Raw genomic sequence first — 26,670 nt, forward strand, 5'->3', positions numbered from 1 at the left:
AACCTGCGACCTCATGCTCCCAAAGCACGCGCGCTCCCAGCTGCGCTACACCCCGTAGATCATCTGTTTTCGACGACAAAAATAATTCTATACCAAAAACCGGAACCCGTCAATAGCTATCTTGGAACATTTTCTGAGATATTTTTCCAGAAAAGCTAAATGCCTTAATACTCATACTGAAACCGGTGATAATCTTTTTTGTCTTGCAACGGACTTATTACAGACCGTAATCCGGCCGCCGTTTTGCCGAAAATCAGGAGAACCACTGGAAACTAAGGTCAATTATGATTATAACCTAAGGCTGCAGATATTTAAAGCGTAAAAATGAAAAAACAGGAAAATCCATCAATTTCCTCCCTGAATTTTTCCTGAATCTGCCACGGACAGCTCAAATCGGTCCTCTTTTTCACCGATGAATCTCTTCACATTATTCTTCAGAATTCCTGAAAACACTCCGACAAACTTACCGATAAAGAAAGCGGAAATGAGTGTACCGATACCGATTCCCTGAATACGCCCAAGAAAAATAAGTGAAAAAGCCAGGCTCACGACAACCATAGTGAGATCAAACATCACCTTCACTTTGGCGAACGGTTTCCCTGTCTTATCGGATATCGCCTTTGTGAGGCCTTCTGCGGGCAGGGGCATGACTCTCGCCTCGACATACAGAAATATACCCAGACCGCAAAGGGCTGCGCTGCTTATGGCTATAACGAGTCTCAGGAGAAAATGGTCAGGTGTCGTAAAAAAAGACAGGAGAAAGTTCGACAGATTGACAAAATAACCGAAGGCAATGGAGCAGAGAATCTGAAGCGCATTTATGATCTTGAACTCTCTTCTTAAGATCGCGACCTGCAGTCCGATAAACGCAATAAAAACACCCATGGTGAAATACCCCATTTCGAGGTCCACGATATGGCTCAGCACGTAGGGCAGTGAATTGACAGGTGAAATGCCAAGGTTGGATTTGATTGAAACGGATACGCCCAGTGCCAGAATAAAAAGTCCTGCTATATAGATTCCGATTTTTCTCATTGCTGTCATGATTCTCCCCCAATTTATCATTCGATACTACAGTTTTACGATATCGAAGAAAACCCCATTCTCTCCAATATCAAGAAAAGCCATACTCTTCTTCTGACCTTCCTTAGGCAGGGACGCACTCCCCGGATTAAAAAGATACACCTCGCCTATTACTTCTTCCTTCGCCACATGGGTATGCCCGTAAAGAGCGATTCTAGCCCCTTTTCTGCGCGCTTCGCCTTTAAGGAGGTTAAGCCCTCTCTTCACGCCGTGAGCGTGTCCATGGACCGCAAGGACCTTATATCCTTCCACTTCCAGCAGGATCTCCTCGGGGGTGCCGAATGTGTAGTCACAGTTTCCAGGAACCCGTCTGACTTCGCGATCAAGCATCACTTCCATGACATCGGCATCATCCATGACATCACCCAGGTGTATGATGAGATCCGCATGTGAAGATCTGATTTTCTCACATACCTTCTCTATGGCGTCCATGCTTCTATGGGTATCAGAGACTACTGCGATCCTCAATTTTCTTCAGCTCCTTGATCAGATTCTTTAACGCATTTCCCCTATGGGAAACGCTGTTCTTCTCCTCATTGGTGGCATCAGCAAAAGATTTCTCAAGATCAGAGGAATAGAAAAGAGGGTCGTAACCGAAACCGCTGCCGCCCGAGCGCTCGAATAGAATTCTCCCCTTTGCCTCTCCTGTCACACGGATATCCATGTCTTTACCAAGGAGAACCATGGCGGTGATGAACTTTGCACCTCTTTCTTCTTCGGGTACATCCTTAAGTTCTTTAAGCAGTTTCTCGTTGTTTGCCTCATCATTATGTGCCTCTCCAGAGTAACGTGCTGAATAGACCCCTGGCGCACCATCCAGGTGATCCACGGACAGTCCTGAATCATCGGAGAGTACAAGGGTGTTTTCTCTTTCTTCCTCACTGAGATGAAGATAGATCTCTTCCGCTTTTTTATGGGCATTGCCCATGAAAGTGTCTCTGTCTTCTTCCACATCGATCTCTATTCCCGCATCATGCAGGCTGAGAATCTCGTAGTGGAAGTCTTTGAGCATTTCTCTGATTTCCATGACTTTATGTGCATTATTGCTGGCTATGATCAGTTTTTTCATTAAACGAGCCTCCTCAGATCTTCTCCCAGAACTTCCCTTACTTCTCTAAGAAGCTCTTCATTTCCTTTGGCGCCGAGCGCCATAAGATCAGACATTTCACTGGCCGTGAACGGTCTTTCTTCTCCAGTTCCCTGAAGCTCGATATATTCTCCCTTATGGTTCATGATGACATTCATGTCCACATCTGCAGTGGAGTCTTCCAGGTAGTTGAGATCTAGAATTGCGTAATCTTCCCTGATGCCGACACTGACGGCAGAAACCATTCCATTAAGCGGATACACTTCAAACGGTGTTTCTCTGTCTATCGCATTCACAGCATCCACAAGTGCAACAAATGCCCCTGTAATGGATGCGCAGCGGGTACCTCCGTCTGCCTGAAGGACATCACAGTCGATCCATACGGTTCTTTCGCCCAATGCTTCAAGGTTCATTATAGAGCGCAGCGATCTTCCGATCAGTCTCTGTATCTCCGTGCTTCGGCCATCAAGTCTCAGCTTTGAGATGTCTCTCTGTTTTCTTGTCTGTGTGGAGCTTGGGAGCATGGCATACTCTGCAGTCACCCAGCCCTTTCCGCTTCCTTTAAGAAATACAGGAACCTTTTCCTCAACTGTCGCTGTGCAGAGCACTTTGGTATCCCCCATCTCAATCAGCACGGACCCTTTCGAAAACTTCGTGAAGCCCCTCGTTATCTTCAGCTTTCTTAACTCATCATTTTCTCTTCCATCAAATCTCATAATTATCTCCTTCTTTTCTTCAGTCATACAGCTTGTAGATTTCATCCCGAAGGGGAGCATCCACTTCTACGAGCCTGCCTTCAATATTTAGCAGACTTTCCTCTTCTGTCACCTCTCCGATGACATGCGCTTCCACCTGATGATCCCTAAGAATCTTCAGTGCCTGGTCTGCATCTTTTACGGTCACGAGCATGCTGCCGGATGAAATGAGCCTTAAAGGATCGATTTCAAAATGTGCACACAGCTTTTTTGTGATGTCTCTTATGGGCAGGGCATCATAATCCACCAGGAATCCCTTCCCTGCGGCTTCTCTTACTTCCCACAAAGCGCCGAGCACTCCGCCTTCCGTAATGTCATGCATGGATGAAGCCAGGTTCTTGAGGAGTCTTCCTTCCTTGAGTACGGAAAGTTCATGGGAAAACGCCTTAGCCCTCTCCATCTCCTCTTCATTCAAAACTTCTCGTGCCTTATCCTGAAAATCATTCACCAGAATGGACGTCCCTTCAAGACCCAGAGCCTTAGTGACGATGATCTTATCATGGACTTTCGCCCCACCTGTCCAGACCACATCATCTCCGGAATCCATGGTTCCTATGGCTGTGACGGACACGATCATCCTGTTCACAGCGTCTGTCACTTCCGTATGTCCGCCGATGATCATCACATCATTTGCCTTCGCTTCACGTGAGATCTCACCCATGACCTTGCTGATCTCTTCCAGTGAAGATTCCTTCGGTGCAAGGATGGTCACCATGATGCCAAGAGGCTTTGCCCCGGTCGTCGCAACATCATTGATGTTGATGTGGAAGGCGATATGCCCAACATCTTCTGTTGCCGCTGTCACAGGATCTGTAGAAAGGACCAGTTTCTCACGGCCAAGCTTTATGACTGCACAGTCTTCTCCGACCGCTCCGCCTTTTATCACTTCTTTTCTCCTCGCTCCCTGATTCTCCTCAAGAAGCTTTTTCAATATATCCCAGTTCAGTTTACCTGTTATCATGATTTCTACCTGTATCCTTAAATTAAATCTATTCTCATTTTAGCACAGCTCCATGAAGATACAAACTCTCACACCTTAAAACTCTGACTCCTTAAAATCCCGTAATGGATATTTGTCAGAGTTCAAGCTTCATGAGATCATCTGTCTGTATATCATCCCCCAGCATGAATACATGCCGGTCAAAGCGTACAAAGCCCATCTTTTCATAGAATCTGATTGCAGCCGTGTTATGCTCCCAAACGCCAAGCCAGATATACTTGAGATTTTCAGCCTTTGCCGTTTCCACAGCTTTCTCTATGAGTTTCTGACCGATCTTCTGGCCCTTGTATTTCTTCTCTACGTAAATTCTCTGCACTTCCAGAGAGTGCTCATGGCCTTTCTCTGTCTGAGCTTCACCGAAATTTATCTTCATGTAGGCAGCAGGCTGATCCGAAACGAATACCAGAAGGTACCTGGATCGGCTGTCACTGAGCTCTTCATAAAGCTTTTCTACTGAGAAATTTTCCTGAAGATACGCTTTCATATCCTCTTCTCTATTGTCCGCACCGAAAGTCTCCACAAATGTGATTTCACTGATGGATCTAATGATTTCGAGATCTTCAACTGTGCATTCTCTGATCTTCATATTCTTCACCTTATCTTTCCTTCGTTTTTTCTGTTCTTCTTATTTCTTCACCTGCACCCAAGAATAAGAGCGGATGAAAAACACCCGGGAATAAATCCCGGGTATGACTTCTATATTCTTCTGTCCAGTTCTTCTTTAACCAGCTTGTTGATGATGGCAGGGTTCGCTTTCCCCTTGGTCGCCTTCATGGTCTGGCCTACGGCAAAGCCCAAGATCTTGGTCTTTCCGTTTCTGTAGTCTTCCACGACGTTCGGATGCTGATCCAGAACCTTTCTCACTTCGTCCAGGATGAAATCTTCATCACTGTTCTGAACAAGACCTTTTTCTTCCACGATGACCTTAGGATTCTTTCCTTCGGTAAACATGAATTCCAGCACCTTTTTCGCAATGGCTGTGGAAATGGTTCCGTCAGCGATAAGCTTCAGAAGATCGCTGAGATCCTGTGGTGTGAATTTAAGCTCTCCGATCCAGGTTCCGGCTTCATTCATGAGCCTTGAGAGATCGCCCATGAGCCAGTTGGATGCCCCTTTGGCGTCGCCTGAAATCTTCGCCGTCTCGTCAAAGAAGTCCGCCATTTCTTCAGTAAGGGTAAGAACCATGGCATCATACTTCGGAATACCGTATTCTCTTACAAACCGCTCTTCCTTTTCATGAGGAAGTTCCTTTATGCCGGCTCTTATGCTCTCGATCCACTCCTCGCTGATGTTAAGAGAAACAAGGTCCCCTTCCGGAAAGTATCTGTAGTCGTTGGCCATTTCTTTTGATCTCATGAGCACGGTCTTCTCCTGTGATTCATCCCATCTTCTGGTTTCAACGGAGAGCTTTCCGCCTTCATTCAAGGTCTCCACCTGTCTTGTGTACTCATATCTCATGGCTTTTTCAAGCGCCTTGAAGGAGTTCATGTTCTTGACCTCTGCCTTTACCCCGAATGCTTCGTGTCCTGCTTCTCTTATGGAGATGTTACCGTCGCATCTTAAAGAACCTTCCTCCATCTTGACATCGGATACGCCAAGGGAGAACAGGATCGCTCTAAGTTTGGTCAGGTAAAGGGTCGCTTCTTCGGGTGTTCTGATGTCCGGTTTTGACACGATTTCGATCAGCGGAACCCCTGAACGGTTGAAATCCACAAGGGTACCTTTACTGGAATGAAGCTGCTTTCCGGCATCTTCTTCCATATGGATTCTCTCGATACCGATTTTCTTCTTTACCCCGTCAGCTGTCTCGATTTCAATGTACCCGTCGTAGCAGATGGGAAAATCGTTCTGAGTGATCTGATAGTTCTTCGGCGCATCAGGATAGAAATAGTTCTTTCTGTCGAATCTGTTGAACCGGTTTATGCTGCAGTTAAGAGCGAGTCCGGTCTTGATGGCTTTATTCACCACTTCAAGATTTACCCTTGGAAGAGCACCCGGAAGACCCAGGCACACCGGACAGACATGGGAGTTCGGCTTTCCGCCGTATTCGGTGGTGCAGCCGCAGAAGGCTTTAGTTTTTGTTGAAAGTTCTACATGGACTTCAAGTCCGATGACTGTTTCATAATTCTTCATCATATATCCTCCTATAATCCCGGTGTCATATCTAGATTCAGGCTCTGTTCCACGGCATGGGCGATATTTAAAATGCCCTGCTCGTCGAAATAGTTCCCCATGATCTGAAGACCAAGCGGAAGACCATTAAGCTTTCCGGAAGGAATGGACACTGCCGGGATTCCTGCAATATTCACAGGAACGGTATAGATGTCATTGAGGTACATCGCAAGGATGTCCTCTGTATTGTCGCCCAGTTTAAAGGCGGGAGTAGGTGTGGTCGGTGAAATGATGGCATCATAATTTCTGAAGATCTCCTTATACTCATCCTGGATGAGCTTTCTGACCTTCAGGGCTTTGCTGTAGTAGGCATCGTAGTATCCAGCCGAAAGAACATAGGTCCCCAGCATGATTCTTCTTTTCACTTCCGCTCCGAAGCCTTCACTTCTGGATTTGTTGTACAGATCGATGACATCCTTCGCCTTTTCCGCTCTCTTTCCGTATCTGATTCCGTCGAATCTTGCAAGATTAGAGGAAGCTTCTGCGGAGGAGATGATATAGTAAGCCGCAAGGGAGTAGTCTGTGAGCTTAAGATCGATGAAATCGACACTTGCCCCATTGTCCTTTATGACCTCGATCATGTCCATAAGGTTCTTTCTAGCTCCGTCACTTAAGCCTTCACCAAGGAAGTCCTTTGCGATGGCGATCTTCTTTCCACGGATATCTCTGTTGAGACCAGTATAGAGATCGACCTTATCACGCTGATTGGTGGTGAAGTCCATTCTGTCGTATCCGCTGATGGATGTTGTAAGAAGCGCAAGATCCTTGACATCACGGGCGAAAGTGCCTACCTGATCAAGGGTTGAACCGAAGGCTGTAACGCCATATCTTGAAATGTTCCCATAGGTCGGCTTAAGACCTGCGATTCCGCAGAAAGATGCAGGCTGTCTTACAGAGCCTCCGGTATCCGTTCCAAGGGAAAGAGGCACTTCCATGGCAGCAACAGCTGCTGCGGATCCGCCTGAAGAACCGCCTGGAACCCTGTCAAGGTCATGGGGATTCTTTGTGGGGAAGTATGCACTGTACTCGGTGGAAGAGCCCATGGCAAATTCGTCCATGTTGAGCTTTCCGAGAATGATCGCACCCTCTTCCTTAAGCTTTGTAACAACCGTTGCGTCATAAGGCGCAATATAGCCTTCCATGAACTTTGAACCGCAGGTGTTCTGCATACCCTTAACGGATATGTTGTCCTTTATGCCCACAGGAATTCCTGAAAGCAATCCGCCGTTTTCCCTGTTTTCATCGGCTTTCTTTGCGTTTTTCAGACTTTCTTCCTTATCCACATAGAGGAAAGCGGACACTTTAGGATCCACATCTTCTATTCTCTGAAGAAAGCTTGATACGATCTCTTCACTCTTGAGCTCACCCTTCTCGAGCAGACTTTTCAGCTCATGGGATTTCAGCTTGTATAAATCCATTTATGCATCCTCCCGATCGATTACACTTGGCACTTTCAGATAATCATCTGTTCTGTCCGGTGCATTCATGAGGAAATCTTCACTCTTCAGTGATTCTTCCACCACATCTTCACGATATACATTTTCAATATAAAGAGGGTTGACCAGTATTTCCACATGATCGGTGTCAAGCTCCTGAAGCTTGTCCACATATCCGAGAATCATGTTCAGATCCTTCACCAGTCCCTCAGTTTCTTCTTCATTCACACGAAGCCTTGCCAGCTCCTTGATATAGTCCACATCCTTTTTGGATACCGCCATATCGCACCTCCATTAAACTCTTTCTATTATAGTGAAGAAGTTACGACGAAAATGTCATAACTTCTCCGCAAAAACCTTATACTATTTTAGCATAACTCATTCTAATATACATTAGACAGAAGAAAAATTAACTGAATGAGCGCAAACACCAGAGCGAATATGCTGTACTTGAAATAGCTCGGATACCTTCTGGAATTGTAGTAGAACCTTATCCCCCAGATCACCTGAGTGATGAGAAGAGAAAGCCCGAGCGGGAAATAATTGTTGAAATAGGGCGTATCCATGACACCGTTAAGGGTAAGGACCGTAAGGCCCACCACAATGATGGTCACAAACAGCATAAACCATCCAAGGCTCCCCAGAGCATTCTCTAAGTTCTTTATGATCTTCTCATTCCTATCCATCTTTTTCACCGGTCATCTCAAGGAACTCGTCTTCCGTCAGTGTCTTCACACCCAGATCATTCGCCTTTGTAAGCTTCGAACCCGCTTCCTTGCCATAGACAACATAATCGGTCTTCTTCGAAACTGAAGAACTTACCTTTGCGCCAAGACTGAGGAGCTTTTCCTCTGCATCCTTTCTGGTGAACTTCTCAAGAGAACCTGTAAGAACCACAGTCTTTCCGGTGAACGGACTTTCCGTGATCTCCACTTCCTCATAGATGATTTCGATGTGGGAAAGGAGCTTTCTGATCTCCTGCCTGATCTTATCCGGTTCAAAGAATGTGAGGATGCTTCTTGCGACGATCTCACCCACATCATTTACCGCCATCAGTTCCTCAAGAGATGCTTCCATGACCTTATCCAGAGTCTTGAATGTGGATTCAAGATCTCTTGCAGTACTGATGCCCACATTCGGAATCCCTAAAGCATAGAGGAAGGCATGAAGCTCGCGTTTTCTTGACTTGTCTATAGCGGAGAGAAGATTCTCGGCTTTCTTGTCCTTCACCTTCTCAAGGGACATAAGGTCTTCCTTGGTCAGGGTATAGAGTTCGGAGACTTCTCTCAGCTGAAGCTTTTCGAAAAGCTGTTCCACGGTCTTTTCGCTGAGCCCTTCAATATTCATGGCATCTCTTCCTGAGAAGTGAACAATGCTTTTCACAAGCTGCGGTTTGCAGCTCAGCGTGTTTTCACAGAAAAGATGAGCTCCGTCAAGAATCAGCTCCGTTCCGCAGGAAGGGCAGAATTTAGGCGGAACGATTTCGATGATCTCTTCCCTCAGTTCCTCGTCCACTGTGCCCATGATTTCAGGTATGACATCATTTGAGCGTCTGACAAGAACCATGGAATTTATGGAGACTCCTTTACGGCGGATGTCATCCATATTGTTCAAGGTCGCACGCTTGACCGTAACCCCGGAAAGATCCACCGGATCAAGAAGTGCTGTGGGATTCACTCTGCCGCTCCTGCCCACGTTCCACTCCACATCCAGAAGCTTCGTCACCGCCTCTTCCGCTTCGAACTTGTAGGCGATGGCCCATTTGGGGAATTTTATGGTATAACCGAGAAGCTCCCTTGTCCTCATGTCATCAATGGCAATGACGACGCCGTCGATATCAAAGTTCAGGTCCTGTCTTTCTTCTTCGATTTCTCTGATGAGTTTTTCAAGGGTCACGAAGTCCTCCGCTTCCTTGAAGAAGTGATCCGTAAGGAATCCCTTTTCCTGTATGAATCCGATCATTTCACGGTAGCTTTCAAACGGTCTTCCTTCCTTGTACCCGATATCATAGAAGAAAACCGTAAGGTTTCTCCTTCTGGTTTCTGCAAGATTCAGGTTTCTCAGTGCCCCTGCTGCGCCGTTTCTTGTGTTTTTCAAAGGAACTGCAGCGTTTTCGTTATATGCGCGGAAGGCTTCCTTTGTCATCATGGCTTCACCGTGAATTTCAAGAACATCCTGCGAATCGATTTTAAGGGGGACCGACCCGATGATTCTCACCTGGGCGCTCACCTCTTCCCCAACGGTTCCGTTTCCTCGTGTTGCGGCAGTGGTCATGATTCCATTCTCGTCATAGGTGACATTTACTGTCAGTCCGTCAAATTTTCTCGTGACGATATACCGGATTTCCGGCAGCTTGTCTTCGTTCACCATATTATAGCCTTCAACAAAGCTCAGATTCCGTTTATGCCAGGCAGAAAGTTCGATGAAATCCTGAGCTTTATCCAGGCTCCACAGCCTCGCTTTGTGTCTGTGCTTCACAAAAGCTGCAGCCGTTTCATCCCCTACCCTCTGGGTCGGAGAGTAGGAAAGGATATATTCCGTTTCCTTTTCAAGGCTTTTCAGCCTATCGTACTTCCTGTCGTACTCCGCATCGGATACGCTCGGTGCATCGAGAGTATAATATTCTTTTGCATAGCGGTTAAGCTCTTCCACTAAAGATTCGATTTCTCTTCTTTTCTCTTCCATATCAGATCTTCAGATGACCCGCTAAAGGTCATCCTCTCCTTTTACAAAAAATTATGTTTGATGCTAGGCAAGCTCAAGCGGTGCAAGGCTCAGCATCAGCTGCTTGATGCCCTTGCTGTCGAATGCGATGGTGACTTTGATGTCGCCTTTGGCATCTTCAGCAGAAACCACGGTGCCCACCCCGAATTTAGGATGTTTCACCTTTGCTCCGGGCTTGATGTCCTTCTTGCCCATGGCCTTATGATCCGGAACATCCAGAATCCTTGCCGCGTCTTCCAGTGCTTTTTCCACACTGTAGTTCGTGTATTTGAGGTTCTTGTCTGTGTACTTTATGGTATGAGGATTCACTTCTTTTCTGAATGACTTCTGCTCATCATTGAGATATTCCTTCAGTGCAGATGGGATATCCAGAAGGAAATCCGATACCGGATAGGATACGATTCGGCCATAGACCATACGGTTTTCCGCATAGGTCATGTAAAGCTCTTCCATGGCTCTTGTGATGCCTACATAAGCAAGCCTTCTTGACTCTTCCATTTCCCCGGAATCAGATAAAGATGCAACGCCAGGGAACAGGCCATTTTCCATACCCACCATGAAGACCACCGGGAATTCCAGCCCTTTTGCACTATGAAGCGTCATAAGGGTAACGGAGTCCACCTCTTCGTCGAAGCTGTCGATGTCCGATACCAGCACGACGGTTTCCAGGAATTCCGAAAGACTTGGCTCTTCCGCCTTCATCTCGTATTCCATGACTACGCTGACAAATTCTTCAAGGTTCTCCACTCTGGAGATGTCTTCAGGACTCTTGGATTCTCTGAGTTCCTTAAGATATCCCGTAGATTTCAGGATATGATCCACAAGATCCGATACTTTCATATCCACCTGCTTGTCGTTGAAATCAAGGATCATGTCACGGAAGCTTACCACCGACTGGGTGGATCCTACTGAAAGTAGATTGTACTCCTCAAGATTCATGATGGTATCAAAGAGGCTCTCATCCTGAGAAAGGGCATTTTCCTGAAGCTTCTCCATGGTCGTGTTTCCAATTTTTCTCTTAGGCACGTTTATGATTCTTCGAAGGCTCACTTCATCAAACGGGTTATTGATGATTCTCAGGTAAGCAAGAATATCCTTGATTTCCTTACGGTCGTAGAACCTCAGGCCACCGATGATCTTGTAGGGAACACCCTCACGCATAAGGGCTTCTTCAAACTTTCTGGACTGAGCGTTGGTGCGGTAAAGCACGGCCATTTCCCTGTAGTTTCTTCCCTCACGGAACTGTCTTGCCATCTCGCGGACAACAAAGCTTGCTTCATCTCCGTCGTCAAAGGCACGATAGATCTTGATCTTGGAACCGTCATCCTTGGTTTTCTTAAGTGTCTTCTCTTTTCTTTCCGTATTGTATTTGATCACCGCATTGGCAGCGGAAAGAATGTTCCCCATGCTTCTGTAGTTCTTTTCCAGCTTCACCACTTTGGCGTTTGGAAAGTCCGATTCAAAATCGAGAATATTTCTGATGTCTGCGCCTCTGAACATGTAGATGCTCTGATCGTCGTCACCTACCACGCAGATGTTCTGATGCTTCTTTGTGAGAAGCTGAACCAGCTTGTACTGGGCGTGGTTTGTATCCTGATACTCATCCACAAGGACATATCTGAACTTCTCTCTGTACTTTTCCAGAACTTCCGGAAACTTCTCAAAAAGCTCAACGGTCTTCATGATGATGTCATCAAAGTCCAGAGCGTTATTCTGCTTCAGCTTCTTCTGATAAAGGAGATAAGCATCCGCAATCTTATTCAGTCTGAAATGATATTCATTCTTCTTCTTGTAATCCAAAGGTTCAATGAGCAGATTCTTTGCTGTGGAGATCTGTCCGATGATTTCTTTGTCCGTGATGTCTTTCTCATCAATATTCAGCTCTTTTGTTACCTGTTTCATCAGGGATTTCTGATCATAGCTGTCATAGATGGTGAAATCCTTCTTGTATCCCATGACATCAATTTCTCTTCGGAGAATCTTCGCGCAGCTGGAATGGAAGGTAGATATCCACATGTATTCAGCTGTGTCACCAACCAGAGTCTTCACTCTCTGTTTCATTTCGCCTGCTGCTTTGTTCGTAAACGTGATGGCCAGAATCTCATAAGGGCTGATCCCTTTTTCCTTGATCATGTAGGCGATTCTGTGGGTAAGCACCCTCGTTTTTCCCGATCCTGCACCAGCCAGTATGAGGAGCGGCCCCTCTACAGTGGTTGTGGCGATATACTGTTCTTCATTCAATAACTTTTTTAAGTCCAAATCTACTCACTCCTTCTCTTTCAATTAAAATTATACCATATAAGAACCATGGGTATATAGTACAAATTCGAACTGATGTTTTTTAGAAGACAACAAAAAAACCTAAACGATTCACGTTTAGGCTCTGCTTAATCTCTGCCCTCTGAAAATTGGGGGGATCCAGAGGGAGTTTAAAAAGGCTTTACTGTATAACCGATTGGGGGGTGGTTATACTTCAATAAAAAGGGGCTATATGTCTTTTTATTTATCCTTACATTTGAATTATAGACCTTTCCACGCCTGATTTTCAACGGTTTATGTAAAGTTTCAGAGGATGACATTTTGAAACCTTTACATTTTAATAAAGACAAATGTAAACCATTAATTTTTTTCATTTGTTAGCGCCAGAAGTTCCTCTTCCGTCAGCTCTCTGAAGTCTCCTTCTTCAAGATTCTCATCCAGCCTCAGCGGACCAAAAGAAATTCTCTGAAGGTAAGTCACTTCATTGTTTCTGGCATGGAACATACGCTTCACCTGATGAAATTTCCCTTCTCTAAGGGTCACATGCACTTCTTTTCTGTCTTCTTCGCTTATGGTGAGTCCTGCCGGCATGCACTTGTAGCCATCACCCAGGACAATGCCCTTTTCAAAGGCTCTGATGTCCTCGTCCTTTGCGTCTTCCTTGAGATAGGCATAGTAGATTTTGTCCACATGATTCTTCGGAGACAGGAGCTTATGGTTCAGCTCTCCGTCATTGGTAATGAGAAGAAGTCCCACGGTGTCCTTATCGAGCCTCCCCACAGGAGCAGGATCGAAAGCCTTGTAGTCAAAGGGCAGAAGATCGATCACAGTCTGATCGTGATTGTCGAAGGTCGCCGAAACAACGCCTTGAGGCTTGTTCATCATGAGATAGATGAATTTTCTATAGATGACTTCCTCTCCTTCAATGACGATCTCGTCTGATTCAGGATCCACCTTCATTCCAGGATCTGTCACAACCTCACCTTTGACGGTGACCACTTTCTTCTTGATCTTTTCCTTGATTTCCTTACGACTACCGAAGCCCATATTGGAAAGCACCTTATCGATTCTCTCTTGTGCCATACATTCTTCATCTCCTCTATCCTTAAAAATTATGGACCCGGAAAAGCATCCCGGGTCCAGAGTCTATTCAGTCACCTTTTCTATTTCAGTCTCTTCTCTAATGTCGCCTTAAGCTCTTCATAGCCTGGCTTTCCGAGAAGGGCGAACATATTCTTCTTGTAGTCTTCAACGCCCGGCTGATCGAATGGGTTGATGCCCAGAAGATATCCGCTGATGGCATTTGCAAGCTCGAAGAAGTAGACCATGTAGCCGAAGCTTTCTTCTCTCTTGTCGCGGAGATTCAGGACGATATTCGGTACACCTCCATCAAGGTGTGCAAGCAGTGTGCCCTTGAACGCGTTCTTGTTGACTTCATCCATGGTTTTCCCCGCAAGGAAGTTCAGTCCGTCAAGATCGTCTTCGTTGGCTTCTATGGTGAAGCTTGAATTCATATTTTCCACATTGATGACGGTCTCGAAGATATTTCTTCTTCCATCCTGTACATACTGTCCCATGGAATGAAGATCTGTCGAGAAGTTCACAGAAGCCGGGAACAGTCCCTTTCCATCCTTACCATGGCTTTCGCCGAAGAGCTGTTTCCACCACTCGGAGAAGAAGGTAAGTTGAGGCTCGTAGTTCACGAGAATCTCGATGTCTTTTCCTCTGTTGTAAAGTGCAGTTCTTGCTGCAGCATAAGCGTAGCATTCATTATCCTTCACGGAATCGGAGGTATAGGCTTCTCTTGCCTTGGCTGCCCCCTGCATCATAAGATCGATATCGATTCCTGCACAGGCTATAGGCAGAAGACCTACAGGAGTAAGTACGGTGAAACGTCCACCTACATCATCCGGTACGATGAAGGTCTCATAGCCTTCTTCATTGGACAGGCTCTTTAAGGCGCCTCTTGCCTTGTCTGTTGTGGCATAGATTCTCTTTGCAGCTTCTTCCTTTCCATACTTCTTTTCAAGATAGTCCTTCATCACTCGGAAAGCGACAGCAGGTTCAGTCGTTGTTCCTGATTTTGAGATGACATTCACAGAAACGTCTTTTCCTTCGATGATTTCAAGAACATCATTTAAATAATCCCCAGAGATGTTCTGTCCGAGGAAATAGATCTCCGGAGTCTTTCTCTTGTCCTTTGAAAGCGTATTGTAGAACGTGTGACTCATCATTTCAATGGCAGCTTTGGCACCAAGATAGGAGCCTCCGATACCGATGACAATCAGCACATCAGAATCGCTTTTGATTTTTTCCGCCGCTTTTTTCACTCGGTCAAATTCTTCTTTATCATAATCTCTTGGCAGATCCAACCATCCCAGGAAGTCGTTTCCAGGTCCGGTTTTGTCATGGAGCATCCCATGGGCTGCTTTGACCAGCGGGTCCAGATATTCAATTTCATGAGCATTCATAAAGCCTTCAAGATTTTTAAGATCGACTTTTAACATTTATATGCACCAACCTTTCCATTTTCTTTTGTTTAACAGAATAATTATACCACAGGAATTTCCAATTTCATCAGATAAAGTCGAACTCCCTGCCTAGAACACAGAGCTCCTGTAGCGGATCTTCGCATGGCAGCATCCCGAGACTTTCATCTTGACGATGTTCTGTACCGCATCGATTTTTCTTCTAGCCGCAACTTGGCTTCCGCACTTGCTGCAGACGAGAATATAACCTTTTCTTTTCACTCTGGGCAGCAGTTCTTTAAAGTAGGTGTGACTGGGAATGCCTAGCGCCTCGCAGGTCTTTTTAAAATATTCGTCATGCATGTGATTTCTGTTGTCTTTCACATTCACATAATAATGGGCATATTCATGGATGATGACATTCCTGACCACAGTTTCATCATAGTATCCCGAAAGAAGCACATGAGAAAATCGAAAAGCGTGAGGCAAAATCTTTCCATCCTTTGCCTTGAAGAGAAATGACCCCATGGTCTTCTCCATACGTTTAGATACTTCAACCGGGACATCCCCGCAGGGAAATCCTGCTTTTTCACCTGTCTCATGAAGAAGTGTTCTCACATCTTCCACTGACCAGACTTTATTCATGGTAAATCCCTCCAGTCTCCTTCATTCTCATCTGATCTTGAATATCAGCTCCAGAGCATCTTCAAGTTTCTTTTTATTGATTTCTTCGCCGTCCTTAAGGACACATCCCAGAAGATTCTCAGTCACGATGATGCTGATGACTTTGTCGACACCGGCTTTCACTGCGGCCAGCTGAGTGACGACTTCACTGCAGTCTCTTTCTTCTTCGATCATCTTTGTGATCCCTCTGATCTGTCCTTCTGTCCTGTTTAATCTGTTGATGAGTTTTTTTCTATCCAAATTATCCTGTTCTCCTTCTGTCTTTGATGTCCGACTCATCTTTTTAAAGGTCGGCTTCACTTTTTTACTTCTTTTATTATACCAGAGCCTTCAGAAAAGGACACAACAAAATACACCCAGGGGTATTCCCGCTGGATGTATCCGTTACATATTTTTCTTATCTGCTTTTGAAGATCAGCTTGAGCGCCTCTTCTACCCTCTCCCTCTGATTCTCCTCATCTTCACCTGAGACGCAGTGCAGGAGATTTTCTGTGACCATCATGGTGATGATCTTGCCGATTCCCGCTTTCACCGCCGAAAGCTGGGTCACCACATCCTGGCAGCCTCTTTCTTCTTCGATCATTTTAGAGATTCCTCTGATCTGGCCTTCCACTCTGCTGAGTCTGTTGATATAGACCTTTCTATCTTCCAAATTCAACATCTCCTCTGTACGCGGACATGCCTCCCATTACATTTACGATCTTGAAGCCCTGCTGGCCGAGGTATTTCGAAGCCATTGCCGACCTTCCTCCGGAAAGGCAGATGACATGGTATTCCTTATTCCTGTCCAGTTTTGCCAGGTTTGAAGGGATCTCCCCAAGTGCGATATGCTCCGCACCTTTGATATGACCTGATTCAAACTCATCCGCTTCTCTTACATCTATAATGTTGAGCCCGCCTTTTCTAAGCAGCTGCTCGAACTCCGCCATCATTACTGAATTAAACATATTATCTGATCTCCTCTTTCTTTGCTTTACTGTAGATATTGAATGCACCGTCAAGGTTTGCGGTCCTGTAACCCTTCTGCTTGAGTATTCTTTCTGCCATGTAGCTTCTCTGACCGCTCTGGCAGCTGACAACAACTGTCCTGTCCATTGGGATCTCACCGATTCTTGTTCTCAGATCGTTCAGCGGAATATTGACGAAGCCGTCAATTCTACCTCTTTCCACTTCACCGGGTTCTCTGACATCAAGAAGAAATGCACCATTCTCTCTCATCTCTTCCAGTTCATACCACTGGATATTATCGCTGAACCCTTCCATGATGTTGGTTGCCGCATATCCCAGCATGTTTACAGGATCCTTGGCTGAACCGAATGGAGGAGCATAGGTGAACTCAAGCTCCATAAGGTCATCTACCTTGAGATTGCCTTTTATGGCTGTTGCAAGAATATCGATTCTCTTATCCACGCCCTTCTGGCCTACACCCTGTGCACCGAAGATGGTTCCATCTTCAGGATCGAACAGCATCTTCATGTAGATGGATGTGGCTCCAGGGAAATATCCTGCATGATCGTTCGCTGTGACATGCACAGCCTTGAAATTTCTGCCTGCAGCTTTAAGCTGTCTTTCATTGAGACCGACAGAAGCTGCCGAAAGATCGAACACTCTTACAATTGCGGTACCGATGGCACCTCTGTTTCTTCTTCTGTAGCCGCTGATGACGTCAGCCACCTGTCTTCCCTGTCTGTTTGCAGGATTTGCCAGTGGAATCATGGTGTTCTCGTCTAGGATCTGATTCTTGATGATGATGGCATCGCCGACCGCATAGATATCCCTGGCACTGGTTTCGTAGTTTTCATCCACAAGGATTCCGCCGCGCATCCCAAGTTCTATGCCTGCAGTCTGAGCAAGGGTATTTTCGGGAAGCACGCCGACAGACATGATCGTAAGATCACTCTCAAGTCTTTCACCGCTCTGGAGCTCCACGATTCTGCCTTCTTCAAGGAACCCTGAAGCAGCTACACCTGTATAAAGCTTTATTCCATTTTTCTCCAGCTCTTCCTGGACAAATACGGACATTTCATAGTCAAATGGAGGCAGTACCTGAGGTGCCATCTCGACGACGGTCACATCGATACCTCTGTGCTTAAGTGCCTCAGCCATTTCCAGTCCGATGAATCCTGCTCCGATTACAACAGCTTTCTTAGGACTCTTTTCATCGATGAAACGGGTCACCGCATCAACATCCGGTACATTTCTCATGGTGAAGACATTCTTTGCTTCAGGAAGGCCAGGTGTATTGGGCACAAAAGGTCTTGCTCCAGGGGATAGGATGAGCTTGTCATAACCTATGCTGTACTCTCCTTTTTCGCCTCTGACCATGATTTCCTTCTTATCCGGATCGATGGACAGTGCCTCTGTGTTCACTCTGACATCAAGTTCGAATCTTCCTTTAAGGCTTTCAGGTGTCTGGACAAGAAGCTTTGATCTTTTTGTGATCTCACCGGACACAAAATACGGCAGTCCGCAGTTTGCGAAGGATACATAAGGTCCTTTTTCAAGGATGATGATCTCTGCATCTTCGTTCAGTCTTCTGAGTCTTGTTGCTGCAGACATTCCTCCGGCAACTCCACCTACGATTACGATTTTCATTATTTTCTGGCTCCTTTCCACATGTTCATACCGCCCTTGACGTTGATGGCGTCAACACCCATCTTTGTGAGCTTCTTTGTCGCACTTGAGCTTCTCATTCCGGACTGACAGATGACATAGACAGGACCTTTTCCTGTATAGGTATCGACCTGTGCCAGCGGAAGATTCTTCGCTCCGGGAATATGGCCGTTCTTGAACTCATAAGGTTCTCTTACATCTATAATCGCCGGTTTGTCTTTAAGCATATTCTGCAGTTCATCTGTGGATACTGATTTCATTTTGTTAAAAAACATTTATCTTACCCCTTTGTATTTATGTTTATTTGTCATTTACATTAAAAATTGAAGGAAGCGTTATACCCCCTCCAGGTATGTTTAGATAATACCATAGGGGGGTATAGTTTGTAAAGAGAAAAAAATGATAATTTTTCTCCACAATATTTTACACATTGAACTTAAGTCTCCCTCACCTGTTACAGCAAATATTTAAAACACATCCATCTTCATCCAAGAAGGAATGAATGATGGATGTGTTTTGTTATGACCCGGTGTTTATGTATCTCTCTAGAAGATCGCAAGCAGAAGAAATGCGAGAGCGCCTCCGACGCCCATGCCAAAAACAACTTTAAGGATATTTTCCTTCCAGAGTTTTTTCTTTCTCTCGCTTATGGTCCTTTCAACAGGTTTTCCTTCCATAAAGTCGACGATTTCTCTGTAGGTCTTGATATCGAGATCTTTCTTCATCCTTTCGATTTTTACAGCGTAAAACATCATCAGTGCACCAAAGACGAGTGTCAGGATAAAGAAATAGTCACTGAAGTTTTTGACGAGGGGCAGCGTAATAAACATCAATACAAAAAAGAGGATCATCATCCTGGTCAGATTGTGCAGCTCCCGGCTTGAAATTTTATCTTTCATGATTTCCACATCTCCTTTAATGAGTTCATCGATGGAGATTTCGTAGAGTGCAGAAAGCAGAAGCAGGTTATGGACATCAGGATAGCTTCTCCCCGTCTCCCAGTTGGATATGGTCTGTCTTGAAACATAGATTCTTTCGGCCAGTTCTTCCTGGGAAAGACTGATTCTCTTCCTGTGATTCCTGATCTGACTGCTGATATTCATACGGTTTCTCCTTTTGTGAATATCTGATTTCATGATAGGCTGATGTGGTCGAAACTGCCGCCAAAACCCTTTGGAAACAGGCACAAAGTCCTTGCTAAATGTTTTTGTCATAATGAAACACCTTGCAGCAGAAAGCTTTTCCGCTTATAGATTAACAAACTTCAGAAAAAGGCGACGCAGTTCTTCATCTCTTTCTTAATGCTTACTGAATTCTGTTCTTTTCTTCTTCCCAGAGTTTCATGCGGTCCTCAAAGCTCACTTCACGGTGAACCTGATGGAGCATCCATAAGTAACCGAACTGATCGGTGAACATGGCATTGGACACACCGAAATCGGTGAGTTCAATTACGGGCTGAACTTCCATACACCCTGCTTCCATGGCTTTTCTGTAGGTGTCATGAATGTCAGGAACCATTATGTTGAACCAGATGGTATTGGGATGAGCAGGATCCGGTGCTACAAGCTGGAATTCTCTGTTTTCATCCAGCATATGGAATCGCACACCGTAGATGCTGAATATCACCTCATTCTCCCCTTTAGGAAGATCTGTGACTTCAATGGGAATGAGCTCGAATATCTTCTCGTATAGCTCCAGGGCTTTCAGGCTTTCCGTTACCACAAAATCGATTTCCACTCCTGTCATGATCCGTTCTCCTTTTTCATTAGAATAGTATAATCATCTGAGCCATAGCCAGCTTATGACCGATATTTATCCATCGCCCGAGCAAAAGCCAGGTGGATGGGTTCTTCAAGGTTCACCCCTAAGGCAGCCAGAGATAGATGCAGTGCTTTAAGTGTTCTGTAGAGTTTTTCCTCACGTGCATTTTCACCCATATGTCCGATTCTGAAAACCTGATTGCCAAGATAATCGAAAGCGCCGCCGATCAGCACATCATGTGTCCCGAGCATTTCCTCCTTAAGTGCAGAAAAAGAGACTCCTTCAGGTAAAAAAATGGTCGTGACCGTTGCAGAGTAACCTGATTTCGCATAAAACTGAAGACCTGAACGCCTGACTGCCTCTCTCACAGAGAAGGCGATCTTTGCATGCCGTTGAATCGAATCATTCTCTTCAAGAATCACATTCAGCGCTTCTTCAAGGGCAAAGATATCACTCACGGGCTGACTGTAGGGAAACCATTTTTTCTCGTACCAGCCGTCAAAAATGGAAAGGTTAAGATAATAGCTGCCCACAGGTGTTCTTCGCTGTCCCATCGCCCGCCTGGCACCCTGGCTGATGCCCACAAGGGTAAGACCTGGTGGCGCGGATATACACTTCTGGGAGGCACCCAGCACAATATCCATCTTCCACTCATCCATAAAAAGCGGTTCTCCGGCAAGAGAAGATACACTGTCCACAACCGACAGAATCCCATAGGCATTAAGAAGCGGACAGATGCTGTCTACCGGATTGACAAGCCCTGCAGGTGTCTCGCAGTGCACAAGCGTCGCAAGCTTGAAGTCATGGTTGTTTTCAAGAAAGATCTTTAGCTGGTCTGTGTCTACCGGCTCATCATAGGCACTCTCAAAGACCGTGACCGACCCGCCATGCATCTTCGCGAAGTCGATAAACCCATGTCCGAAGATTCCATTGTCGATGCAGAGCACCTTGTCCCCAGGTTCAATTAGAGATGCGCAGGCCGCTTCAAGACCCAGTATCCCTTCACCGCTTAATATGAGGATATCTTCCTTTGTATGGTAGATTTTCTGAAGGAGCATCTGCGTCCTTTTATAACGTTCAAAGAATTCTTCTTCCATATCCGGATTGAGGATGGGCATGGCCATCGCCCTTCTCACTCTTTCAGTAACATAGGTTGGTCCTGGTGTCATTCTCAGTATATCTCTCATTCCATAACTCCTATCTCGGTGTTTCAAAAAAATTTACATTATTCGCATAAACGTAGCAAATATCACCTGATTCCATTGTATCAAACTATTCCTTCATTCACCAAAAAATTATATTTCCGTTCATGGCTTCAATGAGACAACGATAGCTGTTCACTACCTTTAATTTTCAAGGTTAAATGTGATACAATGCATTCAATAATATGACAGGAGGTCATGCAAATGAGAACAGGTCACATCAGACAAAGAATCGTACCTCCTTTATGGTTTGATAAAGAAGCTGAAGAAGCGGCTGATTTCTATGTATCCCTTTTTGAAAACTCCACATTCAACGGCAAAACCGTCCTGCCTGATACCCCTTCAGGAGATACCGCCATGGTAGACTTCGATCTTGCGGGAATGAACTTTGCAGCAATCAGCGCGGGTCCTTACTTTAAACTTAACCCGTCTGTCTCCCTTATGGTTACCTGTAAGGACAAGGAAGAAGTGGACAGACTGTATAAAGCGCTTATAGAAGGAGGAAAGGAACTCATGCCTCTTGGCGAATATGATTTCAGTTCCTGGTATGTATGGCTTGAAGACCGCTTCGGTCTCTCCTGGCAGATTGCAGTAGGAGACGGCACCCCTTCACCTCGAATACAGCCTTGTCTTCTTTTCAGCGGTGATGCTGTCGGTAAGGCGGAAGATTTCATGAAACAGTATGTGGATATATTTGAGAACTCGGATATCGGATTTGTACAGAACTATGCCGAAGGCGACTCGGAGGTCAAAGAAGCAAAAGTCATGTATGGTGAACTTATGCTCTACGGCTTCCCTCTGGTCATTATGGATAATGGTATGGGTGCCGATTATACTTTCAATGAAGCATTTTCACTGATGATCTACTGCAACACTCAGGAAGAGATCGACTATTACACCGAAAAGCTCTCTCACGTTCCTGAGGCCGAGCAGTGCGGCTGGGTAAAAGACAGATTCGGATTCTCCTGGCAGATTGTTCCTGCAGATATGAATGAACTCCTGTTTTCCGGCACAGAAGAAGAAGTGGCAAGGATCACAAGAGCATTCCTTCAGATGAAGAAATTCGACATCGCAGAGCTTAAACGGGCGAAAGCCGGCGAAACAGGGCAATTTACCAGCGACACAATATAGAGCAGCTGTTCCGAAAGAGAATATGAGCAAATCAGAACCCGCAGACCACAATCTGCGGGTTTTCTTCCGTTGAAAAATTAGACGAACAGCCTTTTTTCGGCATTATATTCATAGACCTTATTAAGAAGCTCTCCGAACCTCTGATAATGGACAACTTCGCGCGCTCTAAGGAACTTGAGAATCTCGCGGACATCATGGTCATCGGTCAGTTTGATCAGATGCTCGTAGGTAGCTCTTGCTTTCTGCTCTGCTGCCATATCCTCATGAAGATCTGTGACAGGATCGCCAAGAGCCTGGAAATAGGCAGTCGTAAACGGTACGCCATTGGCATCTGCCGGAAAGAGACTTCCGCCGTGCTGGGTGAAATGTCCACCAAGACCGGCTTCTTTCAGCTCATCAGGTGTAGCTCCATCTGTCAGCTGAAAGATCATGCTGCAGATCATCTCCACATGATTAAGCTCCTCGGTTCCGATATCGGTGAGAAGGGCCTTTGTGTCTCCTGTCGGCATGCTGTAGCGCTGATTAAGGTATCTTAACGCCGCAGCCAGTTCACCGTCAGGTCCGCCGTACTGTGCCATCAGGCATTTTGCCATTTTCAGATCTCTGTTTCTGATATTTACCGGAAACTCCAGTTTTTTCTCATAAATCCACATATTCTACCCTCCTCACTGTTTTTCCCATGGCCAGGGGTCATTGATCCACTTGCTCAGATCCACTTCATTTCTGATGTGCTGACTGAAAAGAATCGTTTCGTTTTTCTCGTAATCCTCTCTGAGCGTCTCTGCCTTTTCGCTGTAGGCAGCAAGTTTCTTCACCGCTTCATCATCCTCCGGATGGGTATCCAGATACAGATTAAGCTCAATCAGAGCAAACTCGGTCTCCTGAAGTTCTCTCAGTTTTGACGCTGATTTCTTTGGCATACCATTACCTCCTAAATTTCAAAACCGTCATCCAGTGACACAAATATCGTACCCTTAAGAAGTCCTTCCTGAGGCTCATAATAGTCAGGCGAGATCTGCGGGGCGACGAATCCTTTTCCAAGACCGCCTTCAAAAGGAGCTTCAGCGGAATTGGTGGGAAGAACCTGAAGAGGCTTTGCACTATTCAGATCTTTTTCCGCCAGAGTGTTGTTCTCTTTGCTTTTTGCCATATATAATACCTCCTTACATGATAATCCCATTTTAAAACATGCAGGCCGAGTACAATTGAATATTCTTATAACATTGAATGTCATTTTCGTTAATCTTGAATCATATCTGTATCTCTTTGTTACTCAATGATTCTTTTGTCTAAGAGTGGAATAGGTGAAAGAAATTATCCCTATCACGCAAGATCTTTTCCTCAGTTGCGGTCAGGAAAAAGCCAAAGAAAAAGCTCGAAATCTTAACGGATTCCGAGCTTTTTCTGGTTGTCTGGGTGTATGCAGTTCATCAGAAAGGACATGGATAATCTATTCAAGGACAGGGGATCCGAATGTGATCGCCGACCTCTGATGTCTGTACATATAGAATATTTTCTATTTTGCAAGCTCTGCAGCTTTAGTACCAGCCACTCTTCCAAATGTCAGAGACATCTGGATGGATGTGCCGCTTGCAGGGTAAACCTTATTGTAGAAGTTTCCGTTGGCGGATTCTCCTGCAGCAAACATTCCCTTGATGACCTGTCCGGATTCATCCAGTACCTGAGCATCAAGATCTGTTGCAATTCCGGTCATTGTTCCAAGGATAGCCGGTACGACCTTTACAGCGTAGAAGCTTCCTTTTTCGATCTGTGTATGGCCAGTGAGAACTTTCCCGAACTGGGTATCCTCACCCTTTACGATCATTTCATTGTAGTTCTTTACGGTTTCCTGGAACTTGACTGCATCGATGCCCGCAAGCTCGGCCAGATCTTCCAGTGAATCCGCTTTGAATGCTGATCCTTTTTCAACTGCCTTGTCCAGAGCTTCAGTATATGTGCTGCCGTCAAAGATCAGATAGCTCACCTGTTCAGGCTGCTTGATCAGTTCTTCGTAGAACAGAGGGTAGTCCATGGTTTCGTTGGCAAATCTCTCACCTGTCTTATTTACGGAAAGGTAGGGCATCCACATGAGTGAACATACATCTGTTGTATAGGCAACTTCGCCTTCTACAGCCCTGAATCCGATCACTCCGTTGTTTGTAAGAACTGCGGCACCTGCATTCTTTGCCATGGTGAGTCCATCACCGGTGTTTCCGATTCCGGCAAAGCTTGTCTGGCCTTCTGCCTGAGGCGCATATTCCTTAACAAGGTCCTTGCTGCGGTCAAATCCTCCGGTTGCAAGAATTGTGGCCTTCGCACTGAAAAGAGTTTTCCTTTCCTTTCGCATCAACAGCTTTTACCCCGGTGACTGTTCCGTCTTCAGCCTTGATGAGTTCCTTGGCAGTCATCTCAAATAGAATTTCCACATTCTTTGATTTGGCATACTCTTCCATAGGACGAATGATTCCGCCGCCATGACCCGGTGAGGTTACCGCTCTTGCCACAGGACTTGTTCCTGTAGGTGCAGGCTCTCCGAACTCCACCCCCATATCCACAAGCCAGTCGATGGTCTCGTCTGAGCGCTCAGCAACAAATCTTAAAAATTCTTCATCGTTCTTGCCTTCAGCACGTTCACTCCAGTATTTAACAAGATCCTCAACGGAATCTTCCACACCTGCAGCTTCATGAAGCTTTGAGCCTGTTCCATAAACGATACCACCGGAAAGTATTGTACTTCCACCGGATACCGGCATTTTCTCGAGAACAGCAACAGATGCACCGCCCTCCGCAGCCTCAATGGCAGCTGCAAGTCCTGCAGCACCCGCACCTACGACCACAACATCATATTCTTTCGTGCTGGCACTTGTCTTAGCCGCGCAGCCTGTAAATAACGCTCCTGACAGAGCAAGCACTGCCAGAAGTGCAGTACCTTTTTTTCTTAGTATACTCATTTTAGTACCCCTTCATATGGTTTATTTTGCCTGATTAAGTGCTTCTTCTACAGCGTCTTTGATCCCATCGGATGTGTAAGTTACTCCTGAAATGGTGTCCACTTCAAAGGTCTGTTTCTCTAGAATCGCTGCTGGAATCTTTTCCAGTGCCGGATCAGAAACTCCTGGCGACTCCTTATGTTCAAGGATATCCACCTTGGAAATCTTTCCTTCTGAAACGGTTACCTGAACCTTGATGTCATCCTGAAGCCCATCACCCGTTCCTTCATAAGTTCCATCTTTCCATTTGGATGCATTTGAGCAGCCTATGGAAAACAGCATCAGCGACATGGACAGTACTGCGATTATCTTTCTGCTTTTCATTTTATACCCCTTTAATTGTTAATTTATACACATGATATCTTCCGGATTTTCTGTCAGCATTTTACTGAATAAAGCTCCCGAATATCCCGGGTGATTCGTAAACCTCAGTCATTGAAACACTTTTCGCTTTTCAGTTTTATAATTATACATGCATGCATGTATAATAGGAACTCATTATAGTTTAATTTTTAACATAAATCAATCACTTTAATAAATAATTAACGAAATAATTTTTAGCCGCTTCACATCATGTTTTTCTGCCTGGATGACTCTGTATATGTTAAAATAAAGGTCAGGGGGTGATTAGGTGTCAGATAAAAGTAAAGAGAAGAATCTGGATAAAGAAACCATCGACAAGCTGATCGATAAGGCCATAGAGATTTTTTCCACCAAGGGATACGGTGCAACAAAGCTGACCGACATCACCAACAGTCTTTCCATCTCGAGAGGCCCGATCTATTACTATTTCAAAGATAAATACGGTCTGTACTCCGCCGCTTTCGACCGCTTCGAGAAAGGTCTGCGGGAAATTCATGAAGCCGTATTCTCAACCGATAAACCGCTCATGGACCAGATGGAAGATATGATCTTTGAATTCGTCAAACACATCTCCGTCTTTGGCGACAATTTCTTCTTCATGGTGGATGAAATCATTGAACTCAAAGAAATCAGCGCACGTTACCACGCCATGAACAGAGAACTTTATGAAGACAAAATCAGAATGGTGGAAGCTGCTCAGAAAAAAGGTATCATTTTATCCGCTATGACGTCAAAACTCATTGTGGACTATGTCTATCTTGTCTACTTCGCCATATTAGGCGGCTTCAACAGTGTAATCCTTGAAGGATACAGCGAGAAGGAAATCAAAGATTCCATCAGAATGCAGTTTGAAGGTCTGAATCATCGCATTTTAAGCCGGTAAATAGATATAAAGCACCTGGTCACATCCGCTCATAAGGGATGTGACCAGGTGCTTTTTGA

At 45.3% G+C, this 26,670-nt stretch carries 29 protein-coding genes and 1 pseudogene; 2 read left to right on the forward strand and 28 right to left on the reverse strand.

The window, feature by feature from the left end; genetic code table 11:
* Positions 1-345 precede the first annotated feature (345 nt).
* The 23 genes from RTX25_RS10550 to RTX25_RS10660 form a co-directional block, all read right to left on the reverse strand.
* A complete protein-coding gene (locus RTX25_RS10550) occupies positions 346-1,044 on the reverse strand; it encodes a DUF6198 family protein (RefSeq protein ID WP_312653455.1) in 699 nt (232 codons plus the stop codon).
* A 27-nt stretch (positions 1,045-1,071) separates the two neighbouring features.
* Positions 1,072-1,551 carry a metallophosphoesterase gene (locus tag RTX25_RS10555; protein ID WP_312653457.1) on the reverse strand — a complete coding sequence of 160 codons (480 nt, stop codon included), beginning with the start codon at positions 1,549-1,551 and terminating at the stop codon, positions 1,072-1,074.
* The gene (gene rdgB / locus RTX25_RS10560; RefSeq protein WP_312653459.1) at positions 1,529-2,152 is read right to left on the reverse strand and encodes an RdgB/HAM1 family non-canonical purine NTP pyrophosphatase; all 624 of its coding nucleotides are present in this window, start codon (positions 2,150-2,152) and stop codon (positions 1,529-1,531) included. The genes RTX25_RS10555 and rdgB overlap by 23 nt, the downstream gene beginning before the upstream one ends.
* On the reverse strand, positions 2,152-2,886 hold the full coding sequence (gene rph / locus RTX25_RS10565; RefSeq protein WP_312653461.1) for a ribonuclease PH: 735 nt from the start codon (positions 2,884-2,886) through the stop codon (positions 2,152-2,154). Before rph ends, rdgB begins: the two co-directional genes overlap by 1 nt.
* 19 nt (positions 2,887-2,905) lie before the next feature.
* Positions 2,906-3,886 carry an AIR synthase family protein gene (locus RTX25_RS10570; protein WP_312653463.1) on the reverse strand — a complete coding sequence of 327 codons (981 nt, stop codon included), beginning with the start codon at positions 3,884-3,886 and terminating at the stop codon, positions 2,906-2,908.
* Between the two features lie 115 nt (positions 3,887-4,001).
* The gene (locus RTX25_RS10575) at positions 4,002-4,511 is read right to left on the reverse strand and encodes a GNAT family N-acetyltransferase (protein ID WP_312653465.1); all 510 of its coding nucleotides are present in this window, start codon (positions 4,509-4,511) and stop codon (positions 4,002-4,004) included.
* Between the two features lie 110 nt (positions 4,512-4,621).
* The gene (gene gatB / locus RTX25_RS10580; protein WP_312653467.1) at positions 4,622-6,058 is read right to left on the reverse strand and encodes an Asp-tRNA(Asn)/Glu-tRNA(Gln) amidotransferase subunit GatB; all 1,437 of its coding nucleotides are present in this window, start codon (positions 6,056-6,058) and stop codon (positions 4,622-4,624) included.
* An 11-nt stretch (positions 6,059-6,069) separates the two neighbouring features.
* On the reverse strand, positions 6,070-7,515 hold the full coding sequence (gene gatA, locus RTX25_RS10585) for an Asp-tRNA(Asn)/Glu-tRNA(Gln) amidotransferase subunit GatA (protein ID WP_312653469.1): 1,446 nt from the start codon (positions 7,513-7,515) through the stop codon (positions 6,070-6,072).
* The gene (gatC, locus tag RTX25_RS10590; RefSeq protein WP_312653470.1) at positions 7,516-7,815 is read right to left on the reverse strand and encodes an Asp-tRNA(Asn)/Glu-tRNA(Gln) amidotransferase subunit GatC; all 300 of its coding nucleotides are present in this window, start codon (positions 7,813-7,815) and stop codon (positions 7,516-7,518) included. It abuts the gene before it with no gap.
* A 101-nt stretch (positions 7,816-7,916) separates the two neighbouring features.
* Positions 7,917-8,219: a hypothetical protein gene (locus RTX25_RS10595; protein ID WP_312653471.1), complete on the reverse strand. Its 303-nt coding sequence runs from the start codon at positions 8,217-8,219 to the stop codon at positions 7,917-7,919.
* A complete protein-coding gene (gene ligA, locus RTX25_RS10600) occupies positions 8,212-10,218 on the reverse strand; it encodes an NAD-dependent DNA ligase LigA (RefSeq protein ID WP_312653473.1) in 2,007 nt (668 codons plus the stop codon). The genes RTX25_RS10595 and ligA overlap by 8 nt, the downstream gene beginning before the upstream one ends.
* Before the next feature lie 63 nt (positions 10,219-10,281).
* A complete protein-coding gene (pcrA, locus tag RTX25_RS10605) occupies positions 10,282-12,516 on the reverse strand; it encodes a DNA helicase PcrA (protein ID WP_312653475.1) in 2,235 nt (744 codons plus the stop codon).
* A 360-nt stretch (positions 12,517-12,876) separates the two neighbouring features.
* Positions 12,877-13,599 carry a 16S rRNA pseudouridine(516) synthase gene (locus tag RTX25_RS10610; RefSeq protein WP_312653477.1) on the reverse strand — a complete coding sequence of 241 codons (723 nt, stop codon included), beginning with the start codon at positions 13,597-13,599 and terminating at the stop codon, positions 12,877-12,879.
* 80 nt (positions 13,600-13,679) lie between these two features.
* On the reverse strand, positions 13,680-15,023 hold the full coding sequence (locus tag RTX25_RS10615) for a glucose-6-phosphate isomerase (RefSeq protein WP_312653479.1): 1,344 nt from the start codon (positions 15,021-15,023) through the stop codon (positions 13,680-13,682).
* Between the two features lie 93 nt (positions 15,024-15,116).
* Positions 15,117-15,629 carry a SprT-like domain-containing protein gene (locus RTX25_RS10620; RefSeq protein ID WP_312653481.1) on the reverse strand — a complete coding sequence of 171 codons (513 nt, stop codon included), beginning with the start codon at positions 15,627-15,629 and terminating at the stop codon, positions 15,117-15,119.
* Positions 15,630-15,656: 27 nt separating this feature from the next.
* The gene (locus tag RTX25_RS10625) at positions 15,657-15,908 is read right to left on the reverse strand and encodes a metal-sensitive transcriptional regulator (RefSeq protein ID WP_312653483.1); all 252 of its coding nucleotides are present in this window, start codon (positions 15,906-15,908) and stop codon (positions 15,657-15,659) included.
* Positions 15,909-16,065: 157 nt separating this feature from the next.
* Complete coding sequence (locus RTX25_RS10630) at positions 16,066-16,320, reverse strand: metal-sensing transcriptional repressor (protein ID WP_312653485.1); 255 nt, start codon at positions 16,318-16,320, stop codon at positions 16,066-16,068.
* Positions 16,310-16,615, reverse strand: a complete 306-nt coding sequence (locus tag RTX25_RS10635; protein WP_312653486.1) for a rhodanese-like domain-containing protein — start codon at positions 16,613-16,615, stop codon at positions 16,310-16,312. The genes RTX25_RS10630 and RTX25_RS10635 overlap by 11 nt, the downstream gene beginning before the upstream one ends.
* A 1-nt stretch (position 16,616) precedes the next feature.
* Complete coding sequence (locus RTX25_RS10640) at positions 16,617-18,263, reverse strand: FAD-dependent oxidoreductase (protein ID WP_312653488.1); 1,647 nt, start codon at positions 18,261-18,263, stop codon at positions 16,617-16,619.
* Entirely contained in the window at positions 18,263-18,556 is a 294-nt protein-coding gene (locus RTX25_RS10645) for a rhodanese-like domain-containing protein (RefSeq protein WP_312653490.1), read from the reverse strand. Before RTX25_RS10645 ends, RTX25_RS10640 begins: the two co-directional genes overlap by 1 nt.
* A gap of 270 nt (positions 18,557-18,826) precedes the next feature.
* Positions 18,827-19,384, reverse strand: coding sequence for a helix-turn-helix domain-containing protein (locus tag RTX25_RS10650; protein ID WP_312653491.1), 558 nt, complete (start codon positions 19,382-19,384; stop codon positions 18,827-18,829).
* A gap of 202 nt (positions 19,385-19,586) precedes the next feature.
* The gene (locus RTX25_RS10655; RefSeq protein WP_312653493.1) at positions 19,587-20,027 is read right to left on the reverse strand and encodes a VOC family protein; all 441 of its coding nucleotides are present in this window, start codon (positions 20,025-20,027) and stop codon (positions 19,587-19,589) included.
* A 53-nt stretch (positions 20,028-20,080) separates the two neighbouring features.
* The gene (locus tag RTX25_RS10660) at positions 20,081-21,229 is read right to left on the reverse strand and encodes an alanine--glyoxylate aminotransferase family protein (RefSeq protein WP_312653495.1); all 1,149 of its coding nucleotides are present in this window, start codon (positions 21,227-21,229) and stop codon (positions 20,081-20,083) included.
* A 219-nt stretch (positions 21,230-21,448) separates the two neighbouring features.
* Here RTX25_RS10660 and RTX25_RS10665 point away from each other — a divergent pair, with 219 nt between their 5' ends.
* Positions 21,449-22,375 (forward strand): VOC family protein, encoded by a 927-nt coding sequence (locus tag RTX25_RS10665; RefSeq protein ID WP_312653496.1) that lies wholly within the window; start codon positions 21,449-21,451, stop codon positions 22,373-22,375.
* A gap of 77 nt (positions 22,376-22,452) precedes the next feature.
* Here the strand turns inward: RTX25_RS10665 and RTX25_RS10670 are convergent, their stop codons facing one another.
* The 5 genes and pseudogenes from RTX25_RS10670 to RTX25_RS10695 form a co-directional block, all read right to left on the reverse strand.
* Complete coding sequence (locus tag RTX25_RS10670; protein WP_312653498.1) at positions 22,453-23,028, reverse strand: manganese catalase family protein; 576 nt, start codon at positions 23,026-23,028, stop codon at positions 22,453-22,455.
* A gap of 12 nt (positions 23,029-23,040) precedes the next feature.
* The gene (locus RTX25_RS10675) at positions 23,041-23,295 is read right to left on the reverse strand and encodes a spore coat protein CotJB (RefSeq protein ID WP_312653500.1); all 255 of its coding nucleotides are present in this window, start codon (positions 23,293-23,295) and stop codon (positions 23,041-23,043) included.
* Between the two features lie 11 nt (positions 23,296-23,306).
* The gene (locus RTX25_RS10680) at positions 23,307-23,525 is read right to left on the reverse strand and encodes a spore coat associated protein CotJA (RefSeq protein ID WP_312653502.1); all 219 of its coding nucleotides are present in this window, start codon (positions 23,523-23,525) and stop codon (positions 23,307-23,309) included.
* A gap of 366 nt (positions 23,526-23,891) precedes the next feature.
* Positions 23,892-25,326 (reverse strand): annotated as a pseudogene (locus RTX25_RS14635) (flavocytochrome c).
* Between the two features lie 21 nt (positions 25,327-25,347).
* Positions 25,348-25,689, reverse strand: coding sequence for an FMN-binding protein (locus tag RTX25_RS10695; RefSeq protein WP_312653506.1), 342 nt, complete (start codon positions 25,687-25,689; stop codon positions 25,348-25,350).
* A 307-nt stretch (positions 25,690-25,996) separates the two neighbouring features.
* Between RTX25_RS10695 and RTX25_RS10700 the strand changes: the two genes are divergently transcribed.
* Positions 25,997-26,611, forward strand: a complete 615-nt coding sequence (locus RTX25_RS10700) for a TetR/AcrR family transcriptional regulator (RefSeq protein WP_312653508.1) — start codon at positions 25,997-25,999, stop codon at positions 26,609-26,611.
* Positions 26,612-26,670 lie beyond the last annotated feature (59 nt).

The sequence above is a fragment of the Proteiniclasticum sp. genome (assembly GCF_032054185.1).
Classification (GTDB): domain Bacteria; phylum Bacillota; class Clostridia; order Clostridiales; family Clostridiaceae; genus Proteiniclasticum.